Origin of the sequence: Stygiolobus sp. CP850M, assembly GCF_037389425.1 — an archaeon.
In the GTDB taxonomy this organism is placed as follows: domain Archaea; phylum Thermoproteota; class Thermoprotei_A; order Sulfolobales; family Sulfolobaceae; genus Stygiolobus.
In genome coordinates, this window is sequence record NZ_JBBHKR010000017.1 from 1 (window position 1) to 7,488 (window position 7,488).

General features: G+C 43.1%; 5 protein-coding genes. All 5 read left to right on the top strand.

Annotated elements, in window-relative coordinates; translation table 11 throughout:
* The coding region (locus WIW89_RS00690) for a PaaI family thioesterase (protein WP_337719375.1) at positions 1–410 on the top strand (410 nt) is incomplete at its 5' end.
* Between the two features lie 73 nt (positions 411–483).
* Positions 484–2,400 (top strand): thermopsin, encoded by a 1,917-nt coding sequence (locus WIW89_RS00695; protein ID WP_337719376.1) that lies wholly within the window; start codon positions 484–486, stop codon positions 2,398–2,400.
* A gap of 100 nt (positions 2,401–2,500) precedes the next feature.
* The gene (locus WIW89_RS00700; protein WP_337719377.1) at positions 2,501–4,147 is read left to right on the top strand and encodes an ATP-binding protein; all 1,647 of its coding nucleotides are present in this window, start codon (positions 2,501–2,503) and stop codon (positions 4,145–4,147) included.
* Positions 4,148–4,152: 5 nt separating this feature from the next.
* On the top strand, positions 4,153–7,098 hold the full coding sequence (locus WIW89_RS00705; RefSeq protein WP_337719378.1) for a hypothetical protein: 2,946 nt from the start codon (positions 4,153–4,155) through the stop codon (positions 7,096–7,098).
* Positions 7,085–7,488, top strand: a 404-nt coding sequence (locus WIW89_RS00710) for a hypothetical protein (protein WP_337719379.1), incomplete at its 3' end; no start/stop codon positions are given. The genes WIW89_RS00705 and WIW89_RS00710, both read left to right, overlap by 14 nt.

The following is a 7,488-nucleotide window of genomic DNA, read 5'->3' on the forward strand; positions in this document are numbered from 1 at the left end:
TTTTGGATCATATGAGTGGGGCTAACGAATTTAACGAACTCCTTGAGAGGAGTGAACACTTGTTCCGTTTTATGGGGATTAGGTTCGTGGAAGCTAAGGAGGGTAGGGCAGTTACTGTAATGGACTACAAGGAGGAACTGACTAGGATTGGCGGTATCCTTCATGGTGGCATAATATTTACCGCTATGGATTACACCGGGAGTTATGCTGTAAGGAGTTTAGGAATAAAGGAAGCCTTCACTCTACAATTTTCAATAACCTTCATGAGACAGATGAAGAAATCTCCTTTCAAATTTGAGGCTGAGGTAATAAGGAGGACGAAGACTTACGCCTTCGTTGAGGTAAGGGCCTATGACGGTGACAGAACATTGTGTGCCTTAGGTAACGGTGTATGGCACATCTTAGAATAATTACGGTATCACACTAGATCATGACCCACGTGGAGGGTAATACTTATAAAAGTCCCCTTCACCATTTCTTCCAATGAAGAAACTTTTCCCCCTACTATTAATGACGTTCTTCCTCGCCTCTTTCCTACCTGCACACGCTCTCCTTTTAAAGGCAGGATACATTTTATACATTCCAGTTCACGTTAGTAGCCTATCGGCGATAGTTTACGCCGTCGAGAGCAACACTACAGTGGCAGTAGCACTTATGACTCCCAGCGAGTTCTCTCAATTCAACAGTACTGGGTCGCTCCAAGGAATCGTAGTCCAGAACAGTTCGGCGATAGTTAACGGGGTACTGGCAAACCCCGGTATGTATTACCTAGTGATATACTCGCCTACACAATATGCCAATATTTCGTATTACTATAATACTACGCCCATTACACCCGAAAACTCCTCGACTTATGTGGAGGAGTTCGTGACCATACCACCTGGTGGAACCTATTCACTTCCGATTCACTTGTCTACACTGGGCTCTCCTTCGACCTTAGCGCTTTTCGGTGTCTCGAACCAAACTGTTTACTACAATGTTTTCAATAATGAGTCTCAGGTCTTCTTCAATTCCTCTCCCATCACCCTAACGTGGAACTACACGTCTGAAACATGTTTCTACACTGTCGATCTACCAACTGGAATTTATTTCCTTAATATTACTAACCCCCACGACAAGCCTGCGTATCTAGCCTTTGCATATAGAGTTCTTCCTGAATATGTAAACCCGTATTTATACATCGAGATAACACATACAAATGCTTATCCCATGGGAATAGCAAGTTACGGTGTATCAGGGACGAAGACTTACGTAGTTAACACCACCTCAGTCTTGGGTTACTTTAACATAACCTCTCTATTAGCTTACAACGGCTCTCAGAACCTTGTACCTGCATACTCAGCATCACTTCAGCTAAACTCTGTATTGCTCATTAACAACGACGATAACTCCACGTGGATATTGTGGCCGCAAGACGTATTAATTTTCCTGACTAACGAGAGCATAGTACTTTATCACGACAACGTGTTTAACATGACTAATCCCACGGCTACTCTAACGAACCAGAGCATAAAAGGAGACGGATACGTAGCACCTAGTCCTCAAGGAGGGAACTACTACGGCAACTACAACTCCTCACCTTGTTTCACATATTCCCTTCCGTTTTCGGGCTATTTAGTAATGAACGAGAGTGTAGTAAAAGGCAAGGGCGTATTAATCACTTTCAACGTCATAGTGTTGGAGAACGGGTCTTCCACGGTCTTATCTTCCCAAACGTTCGATAAGGTGCTGGTGGTCGATCCAAATGTAAGCTCCGCATATTTCCAAGTAAACGGTATGGAATACACACCTGCAGGTCCAACGGGTCTTTACGGTTCGTATTACGATACAGAGCTAATATTTGGAGGAGGAGGGAACGGCGAGGTTACTACGTTTAAGAATATTTCGGCTACACTAGGTCTTTTCTACCTACAAAACAACGAGTATGTGGAATTCCCTTCTTATTACACCTTCGGAGGAGATACGGCTGAGGCAACGGACAACGTTCACGTGACCTTTACTCCTCAAGGTTATGCAGAATTAAGCGTAGGTAAACCAGATCTCACATATGTAGTTATAAATTCCCCGTTAACTCTTCAAATAAGGACTACTACCTCAGGTGCTGTCCAAACTACCACGACTCAGAGTAGCACGACTCAAACCAGCATGACGACAACAACTACCACTATAACAACCACACAGTCCGCTACTTCCTCAACGACCTCTTCATCAACAACTACTTCCTCAACTACTACTACATCAGCTCAAACCTCAATAACATCAACTACTACCCAAACTACCACACCTCAGACCTCAGTACCTAGCCAAACCAGCCAATCAATTACCTATGTCATACCGATAGGCGGTCTCATAGTAGCCGGTGTATTACTGGTATACTACGCCCTGAGAAGGAAGAAGTGACGACTACGTACGAATTAAATCATACCTATTTTTTCCGCTTTCTTCTTAATACCGTTTTACAGTAATAAAAACCTAAATCCTCTCACGTCCACCCACATCTGTGAGTAATGCTGATGCAATAGGAATAGTGCTTGAAGGAGGAACTCCTAACGTAGTGAAAGCCTTGATCAGGGCTGATCATGACGTCAAGATAGGGGAGTTTCTGATAGTGCGAGATAGGGAAGGAAGGATGGGCCTCGTACAAGTAGAACACTACGAATACGGGAACGACTTTTACACCGAATCCTTGGGAATAGTGAAGAGCCTGATTGACAGCGAAGTCTTAGCTTCCGTTCTGGACAAGAGCACATACCTTTCAGTGTGGCTAAGAGTAATAAAGGAGAACAACGCCAAGGTTCAAATGCCTGGAAACTTAGTGCTAAAGTTCCCTGAAATAAAAGACATAAATAAACTCGATCAAACACAGAGGAAATTCCTCGAGCTACTTTACGAGGAAAAGCTTGAAGACCCGAGATACGTGAAGTATGGGAGAATAATAAACACTAACATTCCCTTACTCCTCAAAATTAACGCCCTACCGATGCACATGGGCATTTTCGGAGAGACCGGTTCGGGTAAGAGCTATAACATGAGGTATTTAATAGACGTGTTTTCTAACATAGAGTATGATGGTAAGCATTACGCAATCCCTATGATAGTGATAGATGCTAACGGCGACTACATAGACTTAGCTATCCTCTCGATGAAGAGAGAATACGTTAACAGGAACGGTTCGAGGCAGATGATCACCCGCTACACCTTCACCGACATACCTAACTCGCAGAGATTCAGGCTCGATATGAATCTCTTTACCCCTTCCGATATAGCCTACATGGTCATAACGGCGAAATATAGAGATACTGACGTCGCGCAAGCCTCTTTACAGATGAACTTATTAGAATTGGCACTGAACGAGCTAAGGGACGAGGACTACAATACGTTGTTCGTAGAGGACGGGTTCTCTAAACTTCAGCAAAAGGTAAACGCGATCGTTGAGGAGAGGAAGGATGAATTAGGGTTCACTAAAAACACACAAAGGGCATTACAAAGTGCTTTACAGACCTTCAGGAGCAAAGTTAAGGAGTATGACCTGATTTCGAGTGATGGAGAGGCATTTAGCTACGACACGTTGGATGAGATATTCTTCAAGCAGGGGCTTGTGATAATAGACTTTTCAGCTGATGGAGCACCAGGGATGGATTTACTCACTAAACAAATCGTTGTCGGATACATCGCTAGGTTGATGTTAAACTACCTAGTTAAAAAGAAGATGAATAACGAGAGAAGGATCCTCTCACTGGTGATCGAAGAGGCACAGAACTACATACCGAGTGAAAACTACCCAGTCAACGCGAGGTTAACTAAGGACGTTTTAGCTACCTTAGCCACTCAGGGTAGGAAGTTCGGGGCTTCGTTGATACTCATAAGTCAGAGACCTGCTTTCGTCGACAAAGTAGTACTTTCGATGTTAAACTCTTTCATCTTTCACAGGGTATACCACGAAGACGTGAAGTATATACAGTCAGCTACTGGAGGAATATCCGAATACCTAGCTAAAGAACTCATATCATTACCTAGGGGTCAGGCGATAGTGACGGGTCTAATAAACTCCCTCGAGATTCCAGTAAGGGTTCAAATAGATAGGAAGTCCGAGCTCGAGTCCGATATAGGATCTGAAGGTGATATCTTAGAAATTCTCTCCGGGTGATGGACGTGTGTGAAAGGTTCATATCGGAGACGGGTGCATGGAGTGACCTATCGGAAGTATACAAGTGCGTACTTTCTACGAAGTTCACCGATTCCATAACGTTCTACGAAAAGGAGAGGGAATTACTGGATTTCATAGCTAGGAAGAAGTCTTCCCCTATGTTCGTGGTTCTGATAGGGGACTGGGGTATGGGTAAGACGTTCTTGAGCAAGGTGATTGAGGATGAGGCAGAGAAGATAGGCTATGAAGTGAGAAACGTCAAGATCGATGAGATCGTCGTGGACAATCACGGTTCTTTCGCCGTAAAGGACAGAGAAGTAATGATCATAGACGAGGTAGAGAACTTAGAGAACCTGCAGTATAAGTACAAAGAGGAAATAATAAACTTCTTCACCCACATGAAGAAGATAAGCGAGCTGAAAGACGTAGACTCCGTCATATTCTTACTTGCTACGCCTTCCGGTTACACAAAAGTGTTCTCCTACGGGGGTCTCTTACACAGCCTATTACCCGAGACGTACACAGCCTTTAAAGATAGGATAAGGGAAAGGGTACTTACAGAACCTACAAAGGTCGAGTATTTCCTGATGTTGTACTGTATGCTAAAGAACGTTAAGAGTGAATCAATATCCCTCATCGAATACCTTAACTTCTTATATTACCTAATCCCCGTCACGAGAAGGAATATAACGAAAATAGTTAATAATTTCATGTGCCAGCTACATGAAAATTCCCCCGAGGCATTATACAAGCTATTAGTCACCCGGAGAGAGGCGATAACGGATCTATACAGAACGGTGGAAGTCAGTGACGCGACCTTGTTTAAGACCGAACCCAAGGACATAGGCAGGATAATGAGGGGTTACGATTACTCGTGCACTAACGCAAAACTGGTGAAATTCGAAGAGTGGAGGAATAAGTTTGCAAACAAATTAGACCCTAACGTGAGGAGGGAGATCGAGGACGTAATTACGACAATGAAGGTAAGAGAAGGTTTAAGTGTTGATGACAACCTTTACGTAATAATCCCCAAGGAGCCGAGAGAATATTATCCGTTATTTCCCGACGAGAACGTGTTAAAAGAGGCTTACAAGGCGCTGAAAGGAGAGGAGATATGTGCGGTTAAGTGGGAGGAAGTGGAGAGGTACCTTAATGTCCAGTTGAGGGACTTCCTACTCGAAGGTGATAAGTACGAAGAGGTTCAAAAAGTGATAGAAGAGTATAAGGAAGAGACTGAGAAGCTGCTGAAACAAACTAACGCCGTGTACCCTAAGGTAGTTGAGGGTTTGAAGAACTTTGTTAAGGAAGTAGTGTCGATTGCCCAAAAGGACGGTAAGTTGAATAACGTAAGTTGCTCCCCGTTACCGGAGGGGAAGAGCAGTGAAATCGTCTTTGAGTGCAAGCATAAGGACGGCTTTTATTCATTTGCATATAAGGTGAAAATAACGGACGACCCAATGAACACAACTCAGTCTGATTTCACCGTTTTGTACACGGCGTCGGATAAGGAAGGTGGAAATGTTACGATAAAGTTAACTCACCCCTTACAGAGGTATTTTCTCCAATTATCATACCTCTCTAAAGGTTTGAGGGTGAGAGATCCAGCTTTCAGGCTCGTTTTTGCAAATGAGATAGCAAAGCTCGACCTACTCATTAACGACATAAACGAGGTTAACAAGATCTACGAGAACATTTACCATACTTTCTCCTCAATGGAACAAGTTGAATATAGGTTCCAGAGTATTATGAACTACGTGCTGTATTACAAGGGCTTGACCGGAAAAAGCGGTAAAGTATCCGTTCAGGAGGTTTACGAGACGGTAAGGGATTTAACAGACCAGTTCAGAACTTATGAAAAGAAGAACGTAAGGTTCACAGTGCAAGACATAGAGACTGGTACCAGATTGCTGGAGTTCTTATCGGACTTAGACAAGAAGAAACTGATAAAACTGGATGGGACAGATCTCGACTTAGACGACTTTTTAGGGGACTACGCTAAAAAGGTTGTGGACAAAGTACTGAAAAGACTTGGTAAGGAAGATGTTGAGAAGACAGTCGTCGAGATCGTTGAAGGAACGCACAAGGGTCTGGAAAAGAAAGTAAAGAATATACTCAATGCAGACTTGGTACAACTAGATGAGAGAATAGTAGAAGGGGTTAGCGACTTGATAAGGGTAGCGTTAAGGTCTGGTTATGTAAAAGTCAACACGCTAAAGGACTTAGACAAAAAGTTAGAAGAGGTAAAAGGTAAAGTTCAGGAAGTAAAGTTGATTACCATAAAGGAAAGGGACGTTAAGGTCGTAGACCTTAAGGAACTCTTGAGGATCGCTTTAGAGGTGAGGAAGAGAGCTCAGGACAACGTGGCTTCTCAGGCATTGCTTTTTGATATGTTGGAAGCGATATCGACACTATCCCAGATGAGGATGTCCATCAAGGGGGAGACCGTCAAGGTGGTTGAACAAGAACTAACAACGATTAGGGAGATAAGGGAGAAACTCGTGAAGTTCGTAAAAGAAGCGAAGGCTATCCAACATACTGAGGACACTTTACAAAGGCTGAAAAGGCTCGTCCAGGATGAGCAAAAACTTACCGACTGTGTTCACGAGATAAGAAAAGACCGTAAAAATGTGGAGAAGTTATATAAAGCTTTGAACAAGTCGAGGCTGTTTACTTACGCGGAGTTTATTGATGAGGTCTATAATAACGACGAGGTGTACTCGACAATGAAAGATGTAGGCGAGGAATGTCGTGAAATCGCCGAAAGTATCGACACGTTGAAGTCCGTAAAGGTAAGGCTGGAAAAGATTAAGGATATGCTTAACACCCTGTTAAATACTCCTTACGTCAAGGGATTAGAAGATATTAAAAAGGACATAAGCGGTATAAGGGCTAACATTAACGAGATTTACGAGAGGGCTAAAAAGGAGGGGTTCGTGAATGGGGATAATTGAGGAGTTAGACGAATTGATAAATTCTCTGCAAGGGGAGGAAAAGAAGAATGAAGAGATACTCACGCTAATGACGTCTATAAAAGCTAACATAACTACAATATCCAAAGAACTATACCAAAACAAGGTTAAGGACAAGCTATTTTCAGTCCTTTCATCCCTAAACGCGGAGTTAAAAGAACTAGAGGAGGTTCAACAGTGTTGCAAGTCAGTATCGACGGATAAACTCCTAACGAGGAGGAGAGAACTGTCTAAAGCCATTAAGGGACTTTACGAGTTAGGCAAGGAGCTAAACGTCGATAACTTAGGGGATTTGAAGATATTATCATCAACGCTAAACGAAGTAGTCAAGGCGTTGGAGTTCCTCGACGACAAGGTAAAGGAAGTAGAGGA

Coding starts and splice junctions, on each gene's coding strand:
- WIW89_RS00695 (WP_337719376.1), top strand. CDS start 484: ATGAAGAAACTTTTCCCCCTACTATTAATGACGTTCTTCCTCGCCTCT.